The 22,102-nt window shown below is 43.2% G+C and carries 16 protein-coding genes; 10 read left to right on the plus strand and 6 right to left on the minus strand.

Features of this window, described 5'->3' with window-relative positions:
- Positions 1–7: 7 nt before the first annotated feature.
- Positions 8–1,771, minus strand: coding sequence for a LysM peptidoglycan-binding domain-containing protein (locus AB5443_RS07945; protein WP_368114178.1), 1,764 nt, complete (start codon positions 1,769–1,771; stop codon positions 8–10).
- Between the two features lie 157 nt (positions 1,772–1,928).
- Between AB5443_RS07945 and uvrA the strand changes: the two genes are divergently transcribed.
- The 3 genes from uvrA (at position 1,929) to AB5443_RS07960 (ending at position 6,976) form a co-directional block, all read left to right on the plus strand.
- Positions 1,929–4,754, plus strand: a complete 2,826-nt coding sequence (gene uvrA, locus AB5443_RS07950) for an excinuclease ABC subunit UvrA (RefSeq protein WP_288361551.1) — start codon at positions 1,929–1,931, stop codon at positions 4,752–4,754.
- 82 nt (positions 4,755–4,836) lie between these two features.
- Positions 4,837–5,316, plus strand: coding sequence for a Cys-tRNA(Pro) deacylase (gene ybaK, locus AB5443_RS07955; RefSeq protein WP_044653895.1), 480 nt, complete (start codon positions 4,837–4,839; stop codon positions 5,314–5,316).
- Between the two features lie 97 nt (positions 5,317–5,413).
- On the plus strand, positions 5,414–6,976 hold the full coding sequence (locus AB5443_RS07960) for a peptide MFS transporter (protein ID WP_333697343.1): 1,563 nt from the start codon (positions 5,414–5,416) through the stop codon (positions 6,974–6,976).
- Between the two features lie 56 nt (positions 6,977–7,032).
- Here AB5443_RS07960 and AB5443_RS07965 read toward each other — a convergent pair whose 3' ends face one another.
- Positions 7,033–7,533, minus strand: a complete 501-nt coding sequence (locus AB5443_RS07965) for an N-acetyltransferase family protein (RefSeq protein WP_368114177.1) — start codon at positions 7,531–7,533, stop codon at positions 7,033–7,035.
- A gap of 165 nt (positions 7,534–7,698) precedes the next feature.
- Here AB5443_RS07965 and AB5443_RS07970 point away from each other — a divergent pair, with 165 nt between their 5' ends.
- The 4 genes from AB5443_RS07970 (at position 7,699) to AB5443_RS07985 (ending at position 10,825) form a co-directional block, all read left to right on the plus strand.
- Positions 7,699–8,025 carry a PadR family transcriptional regulator gene (locus tag AB5443_RS07970; RefSeq protein WP_044653137.1) on the plus strand — a complete coding sequence of 109 codons (327 nt, stop codon included), beginning with the start codon at positions 7,699–7,701 and terminating at the stop codon, positions 8,023–8,025.
- Positions 8,026–8,045: 20 nt separating this feature from the next.
- Positions 8,046–9,143 (plus strand): PspC domain-containing protein, encoded by a 1,098-nt coding sequence (locus tag AB5443_RS07975; RefSeq protein WP_368114176.1) that lies wholly within the window; start codon positions 8,046–8,048, stop codon positions 9,141–9,143.
- A gap of 154 nt (positions 9,144–9,297) precedes the next feature.
- On the plus strand, positions 9,298–10,296 hold the full coding sequence (locus AB5443_RS07980) for an MBL fold metallo-hydrolase (RefSeq protein WP_022139285.1): 999 nt from the start codon (positions 9,298–9,300) through the stop codon (positions 10,294–10,296).
- A gap of 22 nt (positions 10,297–10,318) precedes the next feature.
- Positions 10,319–10,825, plus strand: a complete 507-nt coding sequence (locus AB5443_RS07985) for a flavin reductase family protein (RefSeq protein WP_288361980.1) — start codon at positions 10,319–10,321, stop codon at positions 10,823–10,825.
- Between the two features lie 147 nt (positions 10,826–10,972).
- Here AB5443_RS07985 and AB5443_RS07990 read toward each other — a convergent pair whose 3' ends face one another.
- From AB5443_RS07990 to AB5443_RS08005, 4 genes are all read right to left on the minus strand, one after another.
- Complete coding sequence (locus AB5443_RS07990; protein ID WP_368114175.1) at positions 10,973–13,075, minus strand: prolyl oligopeptidase family serine peptidase; 2,103 nt, start codon at positions 13,073–13,075, stop codon at positions 10,973–10,975.
- Positions 13,076–13,123: 48 nt separating this feature from the next.
- Positions 13,124–14,455: a multidrug efflux MATE transporter BexA gene (bexA, locus tag AB5443_RS07995; RefSeq protein WP_195407578.1), complete on the minus strand. Its 1,332-nt coding sequence runs from the start codon at positions 14,453–14,455 to the stop codon at positions 13,124–13,126.
- An 83-nt stretch (positions 14,456–14,538) separates the two neighbouring features.
- Positions 14,539–16,395, minus strand: coding sequence for a membrane protein insertase YidC (yidC, locus tag AB5443_RS08000; protein ID WP_044653133.1), 1,857 nt, complete (start codon positions 16,393–16,395; stop codon positions 14,539–14,541).
- Positions 16,396–16,421: 26 nt separating this feature from the next.
- A complete protein-coding gene (locus tag AB5443_RS08005; RefSeq protein WP_022139290.1) occupies positions 16,422–18,032 on the minus strand; it encodes a CTP synthase in 1,611 nt (536 codons plus the stop codon).
- A gap of 189 nt (positions 18,033–18,221) precedes the next feature.
- Here AB5443_RS08005 and AB5443_RS08010 point away from each other — a divergent pair, with 189 nt between their 5' ends.
- The 3 genes from AB5443_RS08010 (at position 18,222) to AB5443_RS08020 (ending at position 22,100) form a co-directional block, all read left to right on the plus strand.
- Positions 18,222–19,760: a DUF3078 domain-containing protein gene (locus AB5443_RS08010; RefSeq protein WP_368114174.1), complete on the plus strand. Its 1,539-nt coding sequence runs from the start codon at positions 18,222–18,224 to the stop codon at positions 19,758–19,760.
- Positions 19,761–19,890: 130 nt separating this feature from the next.
- Positions 19,891–21,096, plus strand: a complete 1,206-nt coding sequence (locus AB5443_RS08015; RefSeq protein ID WP_022139292.1) for a site-specific integrase — start codon at positions 19,891–19,893, stop codon at positions 21,094–21,096.
- Between the two features lie 419 nt (positions 21,097–21,515).
- Positions 21,516–22,100 carry a DUF3575 domain-containing protein gene (locus AB5443_RS08020; RefSeq protein ID WP_368114180.1) on the plus strand — a complete coding sequence of 195 codons (585 nt, stop codon included), beginning with the start codon at positions 21,516–21,518 and terminating at the stop codon, positions 22,098–22,100.
- Positions 22,101–22,102: the final 2 nt, after the last annotated feature.

A 22,102-nucleotide genomic window follows, 5' to 3' on the forward strand; every position in this document is an offset into this window, starting at 1 on the left:
TTTCGTATTATTCGAAGTCTAGTTTTACTAATTCAAAATTCTTAGTGAAACGTATGAAGAACACCTTCTTATTAATAAATCCCCCCCAGTTGTTCACACGCTGGAATTTGAATCCGGTCTGAATAGGAGTCAGATTCATTTTAGGCAGATTATTTTCAAGTTCCGAGCCATAGCGTGACAATCCTTTCAGGAAGAAGAAACCGGTATCAAATCCAAGCATAGCATAGTTTGGAAATTTACTTGTTAAATCCTTGCTGTACCATTTATGGTAGTTGTTGGTGAATTGCACAGCCGCCGGGAATAATGTATTTGTATAGAACGAAGAGTAGAAATATACATCCAGTTCAAAGAAACTATCTAAATGGTCTTTAGTGTAAATTTGCCATTCCGGATAGCCGAATAAGTGAATGTTTTGTTCGGGATTATCTCTGACCAGCAGAGTTAATTGTGGTAGTGCCTTGATCAGTAGCACATTCGTGCTTGATGTTGGAATAAAGATGTTTTCCTTGTCATTACGAAGTGCTGCCTTTAATGTCTCTTTCGTAGCGCTTTCGTTGACTGTCTGCATCGAGACTCCCTTGCTTTTCAGTTCCTGCTTCAAACCGCTGATAAATTCCGCTTTCTCCTTATCGGCAATTGCCGGCTCTATAAAGATAACGTGCGCATTAGGAAATTGACGGGTAAAATGCTCGTAAACTTCCGAATATAAATAGGATTGTGGCGTATTGATTTGATATACGGCAGGATTGTTGAATACTTCTTCACCTTTCTGTGAGAAAGGAATCACCAGACGGATATCATTCTTTTCTGCGAAATCGGATAAAGGTTTAATTTGGTTCTGATGCATCGGGCCAAAGATTACATCCATCTTCTTCATCTCGTTTTTGGCAAGAATCGTATTTAAGGTAGAAATATCCTTACCACTGTCATATACATATAAATCGAGCGAAGTACCAGTGCGTTTCAGGCTATCTACTGCCATGAGGAAACCTTCGTAATATTCCACCATACGTTTGTCTTCCTGGAAAGGCAGTATTAATGCAGCTTTAATTGTAGACATCTCTTTGGGAGTCTCTTTGCTCTTACGGAAAAGTTCGCTGTTGCTCGGTGGAATAGCATAAGGATCTTCTTTTTGAGTAGGCTGTACGGTAGTTACTGCCGGGTAGGGGATACAAAGGAACTGTCCTTTTTTCATTCCCTTTTTCAACTCGGGATTGGCGGCAATCAATTCCTGTTCGCTGATGCCATATTCACGGCTCACGCTGAAAATAGTTTCTTTGCGTTTCACCTTATGCATATCCTTGCATCTGGGAACCACAGGGCCTTGGATATTGCTTTGCTCAACCGGTGGTGTCTGCACGGCAACTTCCTTTTCCTCTTTCTGTGGAATCAGGATTACTTGTCCGATACGGAAATTCTCGGCACTTAAACCGGGATTGGCTTCACAAATATCTTTCGCGGATACATTATACATGGTTGTCAGTTTGTACAAAGTCTCTCCGGCTTGAATCGTATGGAAAGTTTCTCCTTTCTGGCTTTCTTTTCCTTTAGGAATCTTAATCGTTTGTCCGGCATAGATTTTCTCGTCACAACCGGGATTCAAACGGATAATATCCGATGTAGTGACATTGTACATCTTGGAAATAGAGTATAAACTTTGTCCTTTTTCGATGGTATGCAAGAAATATGACTGGTTTTCCTGTGCATAACTGACGGCGTATGAAACGCTTATAAAAAGCAGAAATAAAAATATTCGGTTTATCGGTTTCATCAAATTATAACTATTGGTTCTTGAAATCAAGGAACAAAGGTACAAATAATGCCCTATATCTTCATAAGATTTGAGTTAAGAAAATAATATTGTGCTTTTTTAGGAGCATATTTCGGGCGGAAACATTAATTTTGCAACATTTATGGAAGATATGAATATGCAGGAAACAGAATATATCAACGTGTACGGTGCGCGCGTACACAATTTGAAGGATATTGATGCCGAGATTCCCCGCAACAGTCTGACTGTCATCACAGGACTAAGCGGAAGTGGCAAATCTTCTCTGGCTTTTGATACAATTTTTGCTGAAGGACAACGCCGCTATATCGAGACCTTTTCAGCGTATGCCCGTAATTTTTTGGGTAACCTGGAACGTCCGGATGTCGATAAGATAACAGGCTTGAGCCCGGTTATTTCCATTGAACAGAAAACAACGAATAAAAATCCCCGTTCTACCGTAGGGACAACGACCGAGATATACGATTATCTCCGTCTGCTCTACGCCCGTGCGGGAGTGGCTTATTCGTACCTGTCCGGTGAGGAAATGGTGAAATATACTGAAGAACAGATTCTGGACTTGATCCTGAAGGATTATAAGGGAAAGAAAATATATCTGCTTGCCCCGCTGGTTCGTGCCCGTAAGGGACATTACCGGGAACTGTTCGAGCAAGTACGCAAAAAAGGATACTTATATGTACGGGTGGATGGTGAAGTGCGTGAAATAACGCATGGCATGAAACTCGACCGCTATAAGAACCACGATGTCGAAGTGGTTATTGATAAATTGGTGGTGACTGAAAAGGATGACCGACGCCTGAAACAGAGCGTGGCAACTGCCATGCGCCAAGGTGACGGCCTGATGATGATTCTGGATACCCAGTCGGAAAACATCCGTCATTACAGTAAACGTCTCATGTGTCCGGTCACCGGATTATCATACCGTGAACCGGCTCCGCATAATTTCTCGTTCAACTCTCCACAAGGAGCGTGTCCGAAGTGCAAAGGACTGGGTGTAGTCAATCAGATTGACGTGGATAAAGTGATTCCCGACCGTGATCTTTCGATTTATGAAGGTGCAATAGCACCTTTGGGAAAATATAAGAATGCCATGATTTTCTGGCAAATCGGAGCGCTGCTTGATAAGTACGACGCAACATTAAAAACTCCCGTAAAAGAATTACCCGATGATGCGATTGACGAAGTCCTGTATGGCTCTGACGAACGGATTAAAATCAAAAGCTCTCTGATCGGAACTTCCTCTGACTACTTCGTCACTTACGAAGGTGTGGTGAAGTATATCCAAATGTTACAGGAGAAAGACGCCTCTGCTACGGCACAGAAATGGGCGGAACAATTTGCTAAAACAACTGTTTGTCCCGAATGTAAAGGCGCCCGATTGAATAAGGAAGCGTTGCATTTCCGTATTCACGATAAGAATATCAATGAACTGGCCAATATGGACATCAACGAGTTATATGACTGGTTGATGAAAGTCGATGAGTTCCTTTCCGATAAACAGAAGAAAATTGCGGTGGAAATCCTGAAAGAGATCCGTACCCGTTTGAAGTTCCTGTTGGATGTCGGTTTGGACTACCTGGCGTTGAACCGTAGTTCTGTCAGCCTTTCCGGTGGAGAGAGCCAGCGTATCCGTTTGGCAACGCAAATCGGCTCCCAATTGGTGAATGTACTTTATATTCTTGACGAGCCGAGTATCGGTCTGCATCAACGCGATAACCTGCGTCTTATCAATTCATTGAAAGAACTCCGTGACATGGGAAACTCCGTGATTGTAGTGGAACATGACAAAGATATGATGTTGGCTGCCGATTACGTTATTGATATGGGGCCGAAAGCCGGTCGCCTGGGTGGAGAAGTAGTCTTTGCCGGAACTCCGCAGGAGATGGTGAAGACCGACACAATGACTTCCCAATACCTGAATGGACAAATGAAGATAGAAGTTCCCGCCAAACGTAGAAAAGGGAACGGAAAATCTATTTGGCTGAAAGGGGCGAAAGGCAATAACCTGAAAAATGTTTCTGTCGAATTTCCATTGGGAAAACTGATTTGCGTAACGGGAGTATCGGGAAGTGGAAAGTCTACCTTAATTAATGAGACATTACAACCCATCCTTTCGCAGAAATTCTATCGTTCCTTGCAGGATCCTCTGGAATACGATTCTATTGAAGGATTGGAAAATATAGATAAAGTGGTCAACGTCGACCAGTCTCCACTGGGGCGTACTCCCCGTTCCAATCCTGCCACTTACACCGGTGTATTCTCGGATATCCGTAACCTGTTTGTCGGATTGCCGGAAGCGAAGATTCGCGGTTATAAACCGGGGCGTTTTTCCTTTAATGTTGCGGGCGGTCGTTGCGAAGCATGTACGGGGAATGGCTATAAGACTATTGAAATGAATTTCCTGCCGGATGTCTATGTGCCCTGTGAAGTCTGCCACGGCAAACGTTACAACCGTGAAACACTGGAAGTCCGTTTTAAAGGGAAATCCATAGCCGATGTACTGGATATGACAATCAATCGTGCCGTGGAATTCTTCGAGAACGTACCGCAAATCCTGAATAAAATCAAAGTCATACAGGATGTCGGACTGGGATATATCAAGTTGGGACAATCTTCCACCACTCTTTCCGGCGGCGAGAGTCAACGTGTGAAACTGGCAACGGAACTCTCCAAAAGAGATACTGGCAAGACCCTCTATATCCTGGACGAACCGACTACCGGACTCCATTTTGAAGATATACGCGTATTGATGGGCGTCCTGAACAAACTTGTAGACAAAGGCAACACGGTAATTGTGATCGAGCATAATCTGGACGTGATTAAAATGGCGGATTATATCATCGACATGGGGCCTGAAGGTGGTAAGGGCGGGGGAGAACTCCTTAGCTACGGAACACCCGAAGAAGTTGCGAAGAGCCCTAAAGGATATACACCTAAGTTCCTTCGCGAAGAACTGGGACTTTAATCGGAATCATAAAGTGCCAACTTGCCGGACAGTCTCCGGCGGGTTGGCACTTATCATAGTATACCTTATAAATACAACGAAAATGAAAATCAATAAAACGAATGCCGCACGGCTGCTGGACAAGGCGAAAATAGCTTATGAGCTAATTCCCTATGAAGTAGATGAAAATGACCTGAGCGCCGTTCATGTGGCGGCGAACTTAGGCGAGAATATAGAACAGGTATTCAAAACGCTCGTTCTTCACGGTGACAAGAGCGGATATTTTGTCTGCGTCATCCCGGGCGAACACGAAGTCGATTTAAAACTGGCAGCCAAAGCTTCCGGTAACAAGAAATGCGATTTGATACCTGTGAAAGAGCTTCTTCCACTTACCGGCTATATCCGGGGTGGTTGTTCTCCTATCGGCATGAAGAAACATTTCCCTACCTATATTCATGAAACTTGTCAGCAATTTCCGTATATCTATGTCAGTGCCGGAGTTCGGGGACTTCAGATAAAATTGGCTCCGGCAGATTTGATTCGCGAATCGCGGGCGGAAATTTGTCGTTTATTTGAGGAGTAGTTTGACAGATTATGGTAGGAAAATTCAAGAAAAAGTATATATTTGCAAGAAATATTTAATTAATCAATCCATTATTAATTCTAAAAAACTTATATCTATGTTCAGTAAACACCCTAAAGGTCTGATTGCTGCGGCTTTAGCAAATATGGGAGAGCGTTTTGGCTTCTATATTATGATGGCAATTCTGACATTGTTTATTTCTGCGAAATTTGGGTTGTCCGAGACAACTACCGGATACATCTATTCCGCATTTTACGCTTCCATTTATATTTTAGCTTTGGCAGGAGGTTTCATTGCCGATAAGACTAAGAATTTTAAAGGCACTATTTTGGTAGGTCTGATATTAATGGCTGTCGGTTATTTGATTATTGCCATTCCGACTCCGACTCCTGTTCCCAATATGGCACTTTATTTGGGATTAACCTGTTTTGGACTTTTGGTGATTGCTTTTGGTAACGGTTTGTTTAAGGGAAATCTTCAGGCTTTGGTAGGTCAGATGTATGATGATCCTAAGTATTCAAGCCTGCGTGATGCTGGTTTCCAGATATTCTATATGTTTATTAATATCGGGGCTGTTTTTGCACCGTTCATTGCTATTGGTGTACGTAACTGGTGGTTGAAAGTGAATAACTTTGATTATGATGCCACTCTGCCCGAATTGTGTCACCAATATTTGGAAAAAGGAAACGACATGGCTCCGCAAGCAATGGAAAACTTAACAACCCTTTCCAGTGCGGCTGTTTTGGATGGAACGCCTGTGGCAGATATGGGTGTATTTGTAAATAACTACCTCGATGTATTCAACCGTGGTTTCCAATATGCTTTTATGGCTGCCATTGGTGCCATGATTATCTCATTGATTATTTATGTTGTGAATAAGAGTCGTTTCCCGGATCCTGCTCAGAAAGTTGTTGCTAATAAGGAAGCTGCCGCGACAATCAATAAGGAAGAAATCAAGATGAGTGCTACTGAAATCAGACAACGTATTTATGCTTTGTTTGCCGTATTTGGTGTAGTAATCTTCTTTTGGTTGTCTTTCCATCAGAATGGTTATTCCTTGACTTATTTTGCCCGTGATTATGTGGATTTGAGTGTCATCAATATCAACTTGGGTTTCACACAAATAAAGGGAGCTGAAATCTTTCAAAGCGTCAACCCGTTCTTCGTAGTGTTCCTTACTCCGTTTATCATGTGGATGTTCGGTGCAATGAAGAAGAATGGTAAGGAACCTTCTACTCCGATGAAGATTGCTATCGGTATGGGGATTGCGGCATTAGCATATGTATTTCTAATGGTGTTCTCTTTCACGTTGCCTTCTAAGGAAGTGTTGGGTACAATGAGCGCTGCCGAAATTAATGCTATTCGTGTAACTCCATGGATTATGATTGGGTTGTATTTCATCCTTACAGTTGCCGAATTGTTCATTTCTCCTTTGGGCTTGTCATTTGTATCCAAGGTAGCTCCTCCTCATTTGCAAGGGTTGATGCAAGGTTGCTGGTTGGCTGCGACAGCTGTGGGAAATTCACTTTTGTTTATTGGTGGTATCCTTTATACTACAGTTCCAATCTGGGCTTGTTGGCTGGTATTTGTCGGTGCAACAGGTGCTTCTATGATTGTGATGCTATCAATGGTCAGATGGCTGGAACGTGTAGCAAAATAATAAAAATATAACTAATGGAAAAGGCTTGCAGGTTGTGTTCTGCAAGCCTTTTCTTATTAAATAATATCCAATCCCATTATATAATCATTCATATAATAACCGTTACCAATTGGAAAATCCCCTTCCCGCAGTTTCCTCATTCCCATATGCTCATAAAACTGCAATGCCTTATTGTTACGATTCACATTCAGCTCCATCAGGCAAGGTTCCGGATGCACTTCCTTTATATACTTGACCGCTTCTTTAAACAGGAAACTACCACAGTGCGTTCCCTGAAAGCGGGGAAGGACATAAATCTTCTGAAGATGAAAAACGTCTTTTTCCTGTTGCTGCACAGAAACATATCCGCATAGTTCACCGTCTTTGTGAGCGATGAAATAGACATGCCCTTCTTCTTCCATCTGCTTGAGAATATTTCGGGGGGCATACATCCAGTCCATCATATAATCCAGTTGTTCGGGAGATAAAATCTCATTGTAAGTGACGGGAAACACTTCCTTTGCCATCTTATTGATAAGTTCGCAATCGTCGGCCGTTGCTTTTCGAATAGTAAACATACGTATTTTCTTTTTTGTGGTTTAACGGGCACAAATATAGACATTATTTCTTTTTATAATAAGGTGTAAGCTCTCTAATGTTTTAATTATTATTAATTTATAGTACTTTGCAATGCAAGGTACTAAAGTAATGCATATATTTGTGCCATACAAAAGAAGAGAATAATGAAAGTAGACAATGTAAAATCCCAGATGAGAAAAGGCATGCTTGAATATTGCATCATGCTTTTGCTGCATAAGGAGCCTGCTTATGCTTCAGACATCATTCAGAAACTGAAAGAGGCCCAACTAATTGTGGTAGAGGGTACTTTATACCCTTTGCTGACACGTTTGAAGAATGATGATTTGTTGAGCTATGAATGGGTGGAATCCACGCAGGGGCCACCCCGCAAATATTACAAACTCACAGAGAGAGGAGAAGCCTTCCTGGGAGAACTTGAAATCTCCTGGAAAGAATTGAACGAAACAGTGAACCATATTGCCAATAGATAATCCGAAAAGAAAAAATTAAAATGAAAAAGACTTTGACCATCAATTTAGGAGGAACTGTCTATCATATAGATGATGATGCCTACCGTCTGTTAGATAATTACCTGTCTAATCTGAAGCATTACTTTCGTAAACAGGAAGGTGCGGAAGAAATCGTAAACGATATTGAAATGCGTATTGCCGAACTGTTTGCTGAAAAAATAGCTGAAGGAAAACAAGTCATAACTGTTTCGGATGTGGAAGAAATTATAGCGCGTGTAGGTAAACCGGAAGACTTCGGAATAACTGACGATGACACGGATTCACAGAAAAAGACGGAACAGTCCGCTTCCGGCAATCAGAGTTATGCACATACTGCCGCTCCGCGCCGTTGGTTTCGCGATCCGGACAATAAGTTGCTGGGTGGTGTAGCATCAGGACTGGCGGCTTATTTCGATTGGGATATCACCCTGGTGCGTATCTTGATGATCATTCTGGTATTTGTCCCTTACTGTCCGATGATCATACTCTATATTATCGGATGGATTGTTATACCGGAAGCTCATACAGCGGCAGAAAAGCTGAGTATGCATGGAAAAGCGGTGACCATCGAAAATATTGGTAAAACGGTGACAGACGGCTTCGAACGGGTAGCGGACGGAGTCAATAACTATATGAATTCCGGAAAGCCCCGTACCTTTCTTCAGAAAGTAGGAGATGTGTTTGTTTCCATTGCTGCCGTCCTCTTTAAGATATTTCTGGTAGCTTTGGTGATTATCTGCTGCCCTGTATTGTTCGTATTGGCTGTCGTATTGGTAGCCCTGGTGTTCGCTGCTGTTGCGGTAGCGGTCAGTGGCGGGGCATTGCTTTACGAAATGCTGCCTGCCATCAGTTGGATACCGGTTACTTCCGTATCTCCTATGATGACATTGCTTGGCACGATTGCCGGAGTCGCCCTGATTGGTATTCCATTGGGAGCTTTCCTTTATACTATTCTTCGCCAGTTATTCCATTGGTCACCGATGGGGACAGGCTTGAAATGGTCGTTGCTGATTCTATGGATATTGGGTGCAGTCATTATGGTAATTAACCTTTCAGCCCTCGGATGGCAACTACCTTTATACGGCTTACACTGCTCTTAACTAACTCTTGTTCTATTAAAAAAGGATAATATTTATTCTTTTATAACTAAATGTACCCCGATAGTGTGTCCGGGGTACATTTTTTGTTTGTTCTTATTTATAGTAAATCGAGAATTTTTTATTAAGTTTGTAAAGACGTATTCAAGAAATAAAAATGGGTGAACATATATGTTTTAGGAGAAACGAACGTTTGGCTACCGTCAATCCTTATTGGAGAGGAAATCCGATGGTACGCGGACGCTTTTTTAACAGACAGCATCGCTTCCGTCCGGGGATGGGAAGTGTACTGAAATGGCGTCTTTCGCCCAATCCACAACGAAAAGAAAAGAAGACGGTGAAGTGGAATCCGAAAGTCTGCTATCTTCGTTCTCTGGACGCAGTGGTAGGGGACTCACTGGTATGGTTGGGACATAATTCCTTTTTTCTCCAATTGGCAGGCAAAAGAATCATGTTCGATCCGGTGTTCGGCAGCATCCCTTTTGTAAAGCGTCAGAGCGAATTTCCCGCTAATCCTGACATCTTTACAGGGATTGATTATCTGCTCGTCAGCCACGACCATTTCGACCATTTGGATAAACAAAGTATCGCCCGTCTCTTGAAGAACAATCCGCAAATGAAACTCTTCTGCGGACTGGGAACAGGAGAATTAATCCAGAACTGGTTTCCTGAAATGAAGATAATTGAAGCCGGCTGGTATCAGCAGATGGAAGACGAAGGACTCAAAATCACTTTCCTTCCGGCGCAACATTGGAGCAAACGTTCCGTGCGTGACGGCGGACAACGATTGTGGGGAGCATTTATGTTGCAAGGCGATGGCATCTCACTCTATTATAGCGGTGACACAGGATATTCCAGCCACTTTCGTGAAATCCCGGACTTGTTCGGTTCGCCGGATTATGCTTTACTGGGAATCGGTGCATACAAGCCCCGTTGGTTTATGCGTCCCAACCATATCTCGCCTTACGAATCCCTGACCGCTGCCGAAGAAATGCGCGCCGGGCTTACTATCCCGATGCATTATGGTACATTTGACTTGTCTGATGAACCTTTGCACGATCCCCCGAAAGTTTTTGCGGCAGAAGCGAAGAAAAGAAAGATCCCGGTAGAGATTCCTTACTTGGGAGAAATTGTAAAACTGAATAAGAAGAAATAACTATAAACGAACGAGTAAAGAGATGAAGAAATTAGAAATTAAAGACCTGAAAGAGAACTTTTTCGAAGCAATCGGAAAAGAATGGATGCTGGTTACAGCCGGCACCAAAGAGAAGTTCAATACAATGACAGCAAGTTGGGGTGGCATCGGTTGGTTGTGGAATAAGCCCGTAGCCTTTGTTTTTGTTCGCCCTGAACGCTATACATATGAATTTATAGAGAAGGGCGACTATCTGACGTTATCCTTCTTAGGAGAAGAAAATAAGAAAATTCATGCAGTCTGTGGCTCCAAGTCGGGACGGAATATAGATAAAGTCAAAGAAACCGGATTGAAACCTGTATTTACAGAAGAGGGTAATGTATTGTTCGAGCAAGCCCGTCTGAGCCTGGAATGTAAGAAACTCTACGCCGACGGCATCAAACCGGAATGTTTTCTGGATAAGGAATCATTGGAAAAATGGTATGATAGTGCGCATGGCGGTTTTCATAAGATGTATATTGTAGAAATTAAAAATATATATTCGGAATAAATTTAGCGGATTTTTTATGAATGCAATGGAGAAGCCCCTGAACTCAAGAGATTGAGAACAGGGGCTTCTTTTAGTTTACTATGTTTTCGTTTACTACGCCTTAGTTTACTATGTTTTATTCTACTATGTAACTAATTTCTTGAAATCTTATTTGGATGGAGCTTTCTTTACCCATTTGTCCAGCCATTCAAAGAAAGTACGTTGCCACAACACTCCGTTTTGAGGTTTCAGTACCCAGTGGTTTTCATCTGGATAAATCAGCAGCTCGGCAGGAACCCCACGCATCACGGCAGCGTCAAAAGCAGCCATCGCTTGATTAGCCAGGATACGATAATCTTTTTCTCCATGGATGCAGAGAATCGGAGTATCCCATTTTTCTACAAAAAGGTGAGGGGAGTTGGCGAAAGTACGCTGTGCCACCGGATTTTGTTTTTCCCAGTATGCGCCACCCATATCCCAGTTGGCAAACCATTTCTCTTCAGTTTCCAGATATTGCATTTCCATATTGAAGATACCGTCATGGGCAATAAATGCCTTGAAGCGCTTGTCATGATGTCCGGCCAACCAATACACGGAGAATCCCCCGAAACTGGCACCTACACATCCCAAACGGTCATTATCTACATACGGCTCTTTCGCCATCTCGTCAATAGCCGTGAAGTAATCCTTCATACACTGACCGCCGTAATCACCGCTGATCTGTTCGTTCCATTCCACACCGAATCCCGGCAGACCGCGACGGTTCGGAGCGACGATGATATAATCATTAGCCGCCATAATCTGGAAGTTCCAACGATAAGACCAGAACTGGCTTACCGGACTTTGAGGGCCACCCTCGCAGAACAACAGAGTAGGATATTTCTTATTCGGATCGAATTGAGGCGGATAGATCACCCATGTCAACATCTGTTTACCATCTGTTGTCTTCATCCAGCGACCTTCCACTTTTCCCATCTCCAACTGGTCATAAATCTGCTTGTTTTCCTGTGTCAGTTGAGTGGTTGTTCCGTCCAGTGCCACTGTATAAATCTCATCACCCATACTCATGGAATGACGTTTGGCAATCAGCTTGTCACCGAAAAGAGCCACCCCTTCGTAGTCATACATTCCCGAAGTAACCGCCTTTATCGAATCATTAGCCAAATCAAGCGCATAAATCTGCGATTCTCCATGCCATACCCCAGTGAAATAGATCATCTTGGCATCTGCACCCCAAACAAAGGCATCCACATTCGATTCGAACGCCTTGCTGACAAAACGCTTTTCACCCGTTTCCAGATTCATGATAAACAGGCGGTTCAGATCAGCCTCGTAACCGTCACGCTCCATGCTCTGCCAGGCAATATACTTGCCGTCTGGTGAATATTGCGGATTGGTATCATATCCTTTATTTTCTTCAGTGATATTCTCCGTCTTCTTAGTATTCAGATCATAGATATAAATATCCGAATTGGTAGAAATCGCATACGCCAGTCCGGTCTTCTTGCGGCAAGTATAAGCTACTTTGTCCGAAGTCGTGTTCCAGGCGAGTTGCTCGATTCCGCCCCAGGGCTTCATCGGACTTTCATACGGCTCACCGTCCAGAATATCCACGATATTGGAAATACCGTTACCGTCAAAATTAGCAACGAAAGGATGCGGAGCAGTCGTTACCCATTCATCCCAATGCTTGTACATCAGGTCGGTGACGATGATACCTGTAGCTTTAGGCAGATCCGGATATTTATCGGCTGTACTTTCTTTCGTTTTGACTTGTGAGATAAACAAGAGCTTCTTGCCGTCCGGTGAGACAGAATATCCTTCGATGTCACCGTCATAGTTGGTCAACTGCTTGCGTCCGCTACCATCGGGATTCATCTCATAAAGCTGGCTGCTCCCGTTGTCATTGCTTAGAAAAGCGAGCTTGGTACCCCCTTTGATCCATGTCACCTCATTCTCCTGGTAGGGGGTACGGGTGATCTGCTGATTGTCGCTTCCGTCTGCGTTCATCACGAAGACTTCGCGGTTACTCTTGTTTTCCGGTACACTGTAATATGCCACCGTATACGCAATTTTCTTTCCGTCGGGCGATACCGCGAATCCGCCGATACGTCCCATGGCCCAAAGTGCTTCGGGAGTCATGCGCTTCCCTTCAATCTTAATATCCGATTTCTCGATAAGCACCTGCTCCGTTTTGCCTGCTTCTTTGGTTCCGCCGCAGGCCGCTAACAACATTGCTGCCGACATCATAAATAAATTAGCTTGTCTCATATATTTTATAAAATGTTTATTTTCTTGCGAAGATAGTGAAAAAAGGATTTAAATCTTCTTTTTCTGCCAGTTTCCTTTCTTCATATATATGTAGCAGAATATCAATGTGAAAATACCATACACACACTCCGTTGTCCATGCAAATGCGATGTCCATCCGCAGATACAGGATAAAGTACATTGAGTAAGCGACATAAATGGTCAGTACGCAAAGTTCCATCGCCAGAGCTGTACGGGTGTTTCCCGTCCCTGATACCGACTGGAAATAAACATTGGCGGGAACTAGCACCAGATAAGCCGAACATAGCACCCAAAGAGAGTGGACAGATGCTTCCCTTAATTCCGGAATGTCCGTATAGATACTCAGAACCAGGTCAGGGAAAAGACAGAAGAATACCAGTATGGGTATTACAAGCATATACCCGATACGGATATGCTGCCTGATAGTTCCCCGCACACAATCCTGTTCGCCTGCGCCAATAAGGTTGCTGACCAGTGAACCGCAGGTAGAGGCGAAAGCCATCGCAATCATAAACGGAATTCCCGATACATTACGGATTATATTGGCGATTGCCAGCGACCGTTCTCCCAAGTGTTCCACGAAAAGGAAGAACATGAACCAGGTCGATAGGGAAACGAAGTTCTGAATCATCGTCCAAACGGAAATATTGAGAATCCGTTTCAACATCTGTACACGAAATTTGGGCAGGATATTCAATGCATACTTCTTGCAGTCAATCCGTTTCCATGTATAGATGATAAAGAAAATCACCGAAACCATTTCGGCTAAGGAAGAACCGATGGCAGCACCGGCAATCCCCAGTTGCGGGAAACCGAATTTACCGAAGATTAGGATATAATTGAATACAACATTCGAGAGTACCATCACAATGGAGTTCAATGTCAGTGTTTTGGTCTGGGTGGTTCCTACGAAGAAAGCCCGGAACATAACGCCGACAAAAGAGAAGAAGAAACCGTAGACTCTCCAGTGTATATAGCTCTCGGCTGCATCGTAGATGTGCGGAGAAGATATGATATTCTTCAATATATGCGGTGAGAATACAATGGATAGGGTGAACAATATAGCTGCAACCACCAGTAAAAAATAGATGCCCTGATAGAAGATCAGACCTATCTCTTTGTAATTCCCTTCCCCGTTGCGACGGGCAATCAATATCTGGGCTCCGATGCTGAAACCGAAAGCCAGCATAAAGATAGCGAGGTAATATACACCTGCGATGGCAGATGCTCCCAGTTCAATTTCACCGACACGCCCGAGAAAAGCGGTGTCCGTCATACCTATCAGTTGCTCCATAATCAAACTGATCAGGATGGGATAGGCGATAGTCCATATTTGTTTATAAGTATATTTAGTCTTCATCATACTTTGTTTATTTAGAGAAAGAAAGCCGGGCAACCAAAATAGGATGTCCGGCTTTCTCAGAATATATAGGATTTTATTCCTTATTTCTTATTCTGTCTTTGCTGCTGCAATAGCTCCTGTTGCTTTTGCATCGCTTCTAAGCGTGCGGCAAATCCGGTCTTTTTCATTTGTTTCGGGTCTTTCTTTTTCGCTTCAAGGATAGCCAGCAATTTTGTTTCGTTAGTAGTTTTACGAAGCAGAATCATGGTACCTACACTAATCAACGTTGACACGAAATAATAATAGTTCAAACCTGACGGATAATCGTTCAAGACAAACAAGAACATAATCGGCATCAGATACATCATCCATTTCATGGCAGCCATTTGCGGTTGTGCGCCAGTATCCTGCATAGACATCGTATACTTCGTGTTCAGGATATTGGTAACCGTCATCAGCAGGCAGAACAGGCTGAGGTGGTTACCCAGGAACGGAATATGGAAGGGGAATGTGATGAACGCGTCATAAGTGGAAAGGTCGTCCGCCCACAAGAAACTCTGTTGGCGCAACTCGATAGCACTCGGCACGAACATAAACAAAGCCATCAGGATAGGGAACTGCAACAACATCGGCAGACAGCCGCCCATTGGACTTACCCCGTATTGGCTGTAAAGCCCCATCACTTCCTGCTGCTTCTTCATCGCGTCTTCCTGCTTCGGATACTTCTTGTTGATTTCGTCGATTTTCGGTTTCAAAACGCGCATCTTGGCAGAAGACATATAAGTTTTCCAGGTAGCCGGATAAACCACAACTTTCACCATGATAGTCAGAATCAACAATACGATACCCATGCTCAAGCCCCAACCGGACAACCAGTCGAATACGTTGATCGTGATGAATTGATTAATCCAGCGAATCAACGGCCAGCCTAGATATACCAGTCTGTGAAGTTCCCATTTCTCGGTACGACCCTTATCCAACGCCTTCAGCGTCTTGAAGTGGTTCGGGCCGAAATAGAAATACATTTCTGTCGGTTCTTTGCCTGTCGGATCGAAAAATGTATTCATTTCAGCAGAGTAATCCTTGATATATCCGCTTCCTTGCTGTTCCATTCTCGATTTTACAGAAACCTTTTCGAAATCCTGCTCAGCGATAAATACAGAAGAGAAGAACTGGTTTTTGAACGCCACCCAGTCAATGCGGCTTTCCAACTTCTTATCATCATCTTTAGCAGCCGACAAGTTATCTACATTTTCACCTGTCACCTTATAAGTCAGCTCAGACAAACGATTCTCGTAAGTGAATCCTTTTTCCAGTTGGCGGGCACGTTGCGACCAGTCAATGTCCACATATTTGGTGCTTGCCAGTTTGTCCGCCATACCTGTAGCCTTGATTTCAAAGTTCATCAAGTAGCTGTCCGGCTTCAGCGTATATATGAAGTCAATATAGCTTTCGCTGTTCGCAGCCAAACGCATGGTGACACTGCTATCCGTCTTGTTCACTGCTTCAAAGAAATAATCCTTTGTCTGAATAGCACCTTCTTTATTGTAGAAGTTGAAATTCATCGAAGCATCATCACCGTCGAACAGCATGACCGGAGTCTTCTTGTCCTGTGCCATGTAATCCTTTAGCATGGCTGAATATACACGTCCGCCCTTCGTCGTGAAAGTGATTTCCGCTACGTTATTCTGAATGCTGATTTTAGAGTCTGTTCCATGCATGGCATTGAAAAACAGGGCGGAAGAATCGGCTACCGATGTAGCAGTCTCTTGCTTGCTGTTAGCCAGTGCAGCTTCCGTTTTCGCCTTCAGCGCTTCCTCTTGCTGCTGTACCACGGCAATAGAATCGTAGTATCTCTTTTGTGCAGCTATCTGCTCCTCGCTGGGGCGGCTCAGAAAACTGAATCCTACCAATAATATACCTATTAAAACGAGACCTGTGATGGTGTTTTTATCCATTCTTATTTTAATTACAAATTACTAATTTACTTTTCGTTTTCGATAGCAGCTTTCACAAACGCTACGAACAACGGATGCGGGTTCAATACCGTACTACCGTATTCCGGATGGAACTGTGTACCAACGAACCACTTCAATGCCGGGATTTCCACAATTTCCACCAAATCTGACTCTGGGTTGATACCAACACATTTCATGCCGGCAGCTTCGTATTGTTCTTTGTAGTCATTGTTGAACTCATAACGGTGACGGTGACGTTCCTGAATGTGTTCCTGTCCGTAAGCCTGATAGGTCTTGGAGTCTTTATTCAATACGCATTCGTAAGCGCCCAGACGCATCGTACCACCCATATTGGTGATTGCCTTTTGTTCTTCCATGATGTCGATCACGTTGTGCGGAGTCTTTTCATCCATCTCGCGTGAGTTGGCATCGGCATAACCCAGTACGTTGCGTGCAAATTCGATAGCGATACATTGCATACCCAAGCAAATACCGAAAGTCGGAATATCATGTGTACGCGTATATTTGATAGCAACAAACTTGCCGTCAATACCACGCTGACCGAATCCCGGGCCGATCATGACACCGGCCATACCTTTCAACGCTTCATCTACATTCTCGTCTGTCAGCTTTTCACTGTTTACGAAATGCACTTCCACTTTGCGGTCATTGTAAGTACCTGCCTGTGATAAAGCCTCACGGATAGATTTATACGCATCCTGCAAGTCATATTTCCCGACTAGCGCAATATTAACCGGCTCTTTTGTTTCAGCAGCGTGACGGCGTTCCAGGAATTTGCGCCATGGGCCGAGTCCCGGAGTTTCTCCTACCGGCAGTCCCATCTTTTCAAGAATGGTGCTGTCCAGTCCTTGTGCCTGCATCAGGATAGGTACTTCGTAGATTGTTTCCGCGTCGATAGACTGCACTACGGCTTTATCGTCCACATTACAGAACTGTGCCACCTTTTTACGCAATCCGTCGCTTAGAGGATGTTCGGCACGGAGTACCAGTACATCCGGCTGAATACCTACACTCTGAAGTTCCTTCACCGAATGTTGTGTCGGTTTCGTTTTCAGTTCTCCGGCAGCAGCAAGATAAGGGACATAAGTCAAGTGCACACAAAGGGCATTCTTGCCAAGTTCCCATTTCAACTGACGGATACTTTCGAGGTAGGGGAGTGACTCGATGTCGCCGACCGTACCACCGATTTCAGTGATTACAAAATCGAATTTGTACTTGTTTCCGAGCAGCTTCACATTCCGTTTGATTTCATCCGTGATATGAGGAATCACCTGGATTGTCTTACCCAGATAATCTCCACGGCGCTCCTTATCGATAACGCTCTTGTAGATACGTCCCGTAGTAATGTTGTTCGCCTTTGTCGTTTGAATGCCCAGGAAACGTTCATAGTGTCCCAGGTCGAGGTCGGCTTCGTGTCCGTCTACGGTAACATAGCACTCTCCGTGCTCATATGGATTCAATGTTCCCGGGTCGATGTTGATGTACGGGTCAAACTTCTGGATGGTTACATTATAACCTCTTGCTTGTAGCAACTTACCGATGGATGATGAGATGATACCTTTTCCTAACGAAGAGGCAACACCACCGGTGACGAAAATATACTTTGTTTCTCCCACAGCTATAACTGTTTTAAAAATTGTTTACTTAGTAGTATTCTTACGAACTTAAAAAGCGCAAAATTATAAAAAAAAGAGGAAGAATGCTGCCTTTCGCCGCTACAAATTTATTAAAAAATGCAATTTTAAAAGATTCCTATGATTTCTGAACAAAATAATGTAGCTTTGCACCCTAAACCATAGACAAATATGATGAGAATTACTACTTTATGTTCAGCTTTTATCCTGTCCTTATTAACGTTATCACTTTATGCACAGGAGCCTGTTCAGGAATCAGCCGTTGATTCCGTGATTCCGGTTGATTCTTTGCAGCCTGCTCCCGAAACTCTCAAACCTGCCAAGGCGACCAAATCCCCGAAAACGACCAAGCCTTCAACAGTAGTGGCAAAAGCCAAAGTTGTGAAAGCAGATACGCTTTCAGCGGAACTTCAGAAATATTTGATGCTCAAGCTCAACATGTCAGGCCCGACTCCGAAACTGGATACAGTCTCTTATTTATATAATAAGTATATCGCCCAACTGGATTATCTGAATGACCTGTCCGTACCTGCGCGTTATATTCCGTCCGATCCTGACTATTTCCGTCTGTTTACTCCGCTGGCATATTATTATGCCCCGATGGAACAATATTCAAAACTGGAATGGAAGCCTGTGCAGCCGGATACCAGTCCGCAACTGCCAACGGAGCTTCTTCCTTATGACACGCTGGCATTCTCCAAGACCCGACGTGCCAATACTTTGGTCAATAAGGCATTGATGGATCTTTATCTGCAAAAACCACAACTGGTAGTCACTACGGAAGACCGCATCATGAGCCGTGATGTTTTCCGTCGCGACGTGAAACCGAAAATATCCCCGAAAGCCAGTGTTATCCACCTGTTCCAACCGGAGAACATGGATGATAATGTAGGTAAGGCCGATATAAAGATCAGCCGTCCCAACTGGTGGGTGACCGGTGGTAACGGATCGCTGCAAATCAGCCAGAACCACCTTTCGGACAACTGGTACAAGGGTGGTGAAAGCAACTTCTCCGGTTTGGCGACTTTCCAAATTTTTGCCAACTACAACGACAATGAAAGAATCCTGTTCGAGAATCAACTCGAAGCTAAGGTAGGTATGACTTCCACCCCGTCTGACGAATACCATAAATACCTGTTTAATACCGACCAGCTCCGCCTGTATAACAAATTAGGTTTGCGGGCCCTCAAAAACTGGTACTATACCATTTCTTCCGAATTCAAGACCCAGTTTTTCAACGGTTATAAAGCGAATAGTGATGTTTTGGTTTCAACATTTATGTCACCGGCGGATTTGGCGGTCAGTGTCGGTATGGACTATAAACTGAGTAAGAAGAAATTCAATCTTTCCGTCTTTATGGCGCCATTGACTTACAACTTGCGTTATATTGGCAGCTCGGAAGTAGACGAAACCAAATTTGGCTTGGACGAAGGAAAGTGTTCCAAGAATGACTTCGGTTCCCAATTACAAGCGACACTCAACTGGACGATAATCTCCGCCGTAACCTTGGAATCCCGTTTCAATTATCTGACCAACTACCATTGGGCGCGTGTAGAATGGGAAAATACCTTCAACTTCGTCCTGAACCGCTATCTCTCTACCAAACTTTACGTGCATACCCGTTTTGACGACAGTTCTAAACCGACTGAAGGCGACAGCTTTTTCCAGTTGAAAGAACTGCTTAGTTTTGGTATTAACTATAAATGGTAGGTAGAGACTCCAAGTTAACTCTAAAAAAGAAATAGTAAGAGGCTGTTTAACAATAAAAAGTTATTCAGTCTCTTTTTTTTATTCCCATATTTGTTATATCAATAATTATTTAATTCAAAATATAACTTATATGGCAACAGTAAAAGTTAAGTTTCGTCCTTCCTCGGTTTTTGATAAAGAGGGGACTTTGTTTTATCAGGTGACCCATGACCGGGTCGTGAGGCAAATAAGCACCGGCTACAAGCTTTTCTCCTCAGAATGGGACAAGAGATTGTCGTTAATCGTCATTCCTGCTGACGACGCAATGCGTGCACATTATCTAACCACATTGAGAAAATGTATTTTGGAAGATCAATCCCGACTTCGGGAAATAGTCCTGAGTCTCGAGCGGTCTGCAAATTCCTTTACGTCAGGAGACGTAGTGAGGGCTTATCAGTCTCCTTCTGTTGGTGGTTTTCTTTCGTTTGGGCGAGAGCTTGTTGCGCAGTTGAAGCAGATTGGTAAAGAACGTACTGCTGAAACTTATGCAGCAACTCTGAACAGTTTCGAACGTTTCATGGGAAATCGTGGAGATATACTTATTGAAGGAATCGATTCGGTTCTTATGGTTGAGTATGAGACCTATTTGAAATCTGCCGGAGTATGCCCCAACAGTTCTTCGTATTATATGAGAAATTTGCGGGCAATATACAACCGTGCTGTAGACAAAGAGTTAACTGTACAGCGCAATCCCTTTAAGCATGTGTATACTGGAATTGACAAGACCATGAAGCGTGCTGTACCCATGAAAGTCATCCGTCAGATAAGGGATATGGAATTGAGATTCTCTCCGTCGATGGATTATGCCCGGGACATCTTTATGTTTTCGTTTTATACCCGCGGGATGTCATTCGTAGATATGGCGTTCCTTAAAAAGAAAGATATCCGGAACGGTATCCTGGCATATCGGCGTCACAAAACGAACCAGCAGCTTTTTATCAAATGGGAAAAGCCTATGCAGGAAATTATCAATAAGTATGATACGGCAGATACGCCTTATCTGCTGCCGATAATAAAGGACATCAATAAAAACGAGAGACGGCAATATCAAAATGCGGCACACTTGATAAACAGGAAATTGAAAATGATTGGAAAACTGTTGAACTTGAATGTTACGCTGACAACATATGTCGCCCGTCACGCTTGGGCAAGTATAGCCAAAAGTAAAAATATCTCTATTTCTGTGATTTGTGAAGCTATGGGACACGATTCTGAAAATACTACGAAGATTTATCTTGCTTCATTGGATACTTCTGCTGTTGATAAGGCTAATAGTCTTATTATCAATTCTTTATAATAATATAAAAAGTATGAAAACACGTTGTTAACCCGGTACTTTTCTTATCAAGAAAAGTATTAGATGATGCAAAATTACAAAAAATAAGGTATACACTATTATATTCAATAAACTTTTTTGATTCACAACAAAAAATATTAGCATTTTTTGTCAAATGTTAAGCGGAGTGGAATGTCCGTACAGCACAAATGTGTAAATATCAGATATAAATGTTAGCGGTACTTTTCTTGATAAGAGAAGTATCGGATTAAGCTATCAAACGAATATAATTGGGGCATAAACATATTTACAAGGGAAACTAAAATACAAGTTATATTCTTGGATTATCAGTGAAATGTTAATCTGTTTATTGCTACTTGTTTGGATGCTATTCCAAGGGAAATGACAACAAATGTTTAGCATAAGAATACACACAAATGATGAAGCTAGGGATTTTTCTTCTGATAATAGTCATGAATATTGTGACTCATCCGGTCTGTGCACAGAATGTGGCAATCAAGACCAATATTTTATCCGATGTTTTTTTGAATATAAATACCGGTTTGGAGGTTGGACTGGCACCTCGCTGGACGCTTGACATCTCCGGAGAGGTCAATGCATGGACATTGTCGCATGATCGCCGGTGGAAGCATTGGGCGGTGCAACCTGAGGCCCGTTATTGGTTCTGCGATCGCTTTGCAGGACATTTCGTCGGAGCTCATTTGCATGGCGGTCAATATAATATAGGTGGCATTGACATTGATTTCAGTTTATTGGGTACGGATTTCTCAAGTCTTAAAGATACCCGGTATCAAGGATGGTTTGTTGGTGCGGGTGTTGCTTATGGCTATGCCTGGATATTGGGACGGCATTGGAATATCGAGGCTGAAATAGGTGTCGGTTATTCCTATACCCGTTATGACCGTTTCAGGTGTGCCGGATGTGGAAAGAAAGTCGGTGAAAACAGACCACATAACTATTTCGGTCCAACTAAGGCAGCAGTAAATCTAGTCTATTTATTCTAAAA

This window comes from Bacteroides sp. RTP21281st1_H5_RTP21281_210402, assembly GCF_040918965.1.
GTDB classification, from domain to species: domain Bacteria; phylum Bacteroidota; class Bacteroidia; order Bacteroidales; family Bacteroidaceae; genus Bacteroides; species Bacteroides congonensis.